Raw genomic sequence first — 1,473 nt, 5'->3', positions numbered from 1 at the left:
GAGAGTGTAATATAAACCGTGTAAGTAACCATTAATCCTAGGTAGGTGGTTGCTTCGCGGTTTTTCTTTTTCTACAATAAGATCAAGAGGTGAGTACACGATGGCTAGAAAGAAAAGAAATCCTGATGCCGAAAAGTTAGCTGAATCCATTCTGAATGCCTATCAACCTGAATCTGTCGATGACATGCAAGATGCTTTGAAAGAGGTGTTTGGGCCCCTTTTTGAAAAGATGCTTCAAGGAGAATTGAATAACCATTTAGGTTATGATGCCCATTCTAAAGAGCCTAAGGAACACGATAATCGTCGAAATGGCTATGGAAATAAAACACTTAAAACTAGTTTTGGTGAAGTAGCTATTGATGTTCCTAGAGACCGGGAAGCTTCCTTTGAACCAGAGTTAATTCCTAAGCGAAAACGAGATGTCTCCGACATCGAAGGGAAGGTTCTTTCCATGTATGCACGAGGAATGAGTCAACGAGATATTGCCGCAACCGTCGAAGATATTTATGGCTTTGATATTTCCCATGAAATGATTTCAGATATCACTGACGCTGTCCTTCCTGAATTGGAAGAATGGCAAGCCCGCCCCCTAGCCAAGTGCTATGCCTTTCTATTCGTTGATTGTATGTATGTTACTTTACGAGAAAATTATGAAGCCAAAGAATATGCTGTATACACTATTCTTGGCTATGATCTCAAGGGAAATAAGGAAATTTTAGGGTTATGGTTAAATCAAACAGAATCTAAAAATCGCTGGATGCAAGTATTTGATGAACTGAAAGCACGTGGTGTCGAAGATGTCTTTTTCATTTCGATGGACGGTGTTTCTGGCCTCGAAGAAGGCGCAAAAGCGATCTTTCCATCGGTAATTGTTCAGCGTTGTATTGTTCATCTTGTTCGAAATGCATTGCGCTATATTCCAAGTAAGGACTATAAGGAAGTCTGCCGAGATATGAAAAAGTTCTACGGTGCTTCGTCTCTAAACGCTGCACATGCTGCTTTTGACAGTTTTCAAAATCGGTGGTCTCATTATTCTGGTGCTGTAGATGTCTGGAAACGGCACTTTGCACATGTTGAACAACTATTTGATTATGGTAGTGCCATTCGAAAAATTATGTACACTACCAATGCGGTTGAAAGTGTCCACTCCAGCTTCAGAAAAGTCACAAAAAAAGGAGCGTTCTCTAATGAGAATGCGCTCCTAAAACTACTTTATTTACGCACGAAAGAATTACACGCGAAGTGGTCAGGTGGTCGAATTCAAAACTGGGCTATGGTGCTTAATCAGTTAATGATCAACGAGACCTTCTCCTCTAGAATTGAAAAGTATGCGATTTACCTTCCGTAACAACGGTAGGTTTATTCAACTATGTGTCCGATCAAAATTTATCTGATTTCAAAATAGCCGAGAGAATTATGGTTGTTAAAAACTCTTAACTATTTAACTTCCACAGTTTAGTTGACAAACCCTAT

At 39.6% G+C, this 1,473-nt stretch carries 1 protein-coding gene; it reads left to right on the top strand.

The genetic code is table 11. The features are described 5' to 3' along the window. Positions 1-100: 100 nt before the first annotated feature. Entirely contained in the window at positions 101-1,348 is a 1,248-nt protein-coding gene (locus tag KQI58_RS22390) for an IS256 family transposase (RefSeq protein ID WP_216411141.1), read from the top strand. Positions 1,349-1,473 lie beyond the last annotated feature (125 nt).

This window comes from Enterococcus raffinosus (assembly GCF_018917525.1).
Lineage (GTDB): Bacteria > Bacillota > Bacilli > Lactobacillales > Enterococcaceae > Enterococcus_A > Enterococcus_A raffinosus_A.
The sequence above is the reverse complement of the archived record's forward strand: the minus strand, read 5'-3'. Positions and strand labels throughout refer to the sequence as shown.

Excerpts from the sequence above, each read along its gene's own strand:
- KQI58_RS22390 (WP_216411141.1), top strand. The coding sequence starts at position 101 with ATGGCTAGAAAGAAAAGAAATCCTGATGCCGAAAAGTTAGCTGAATCC.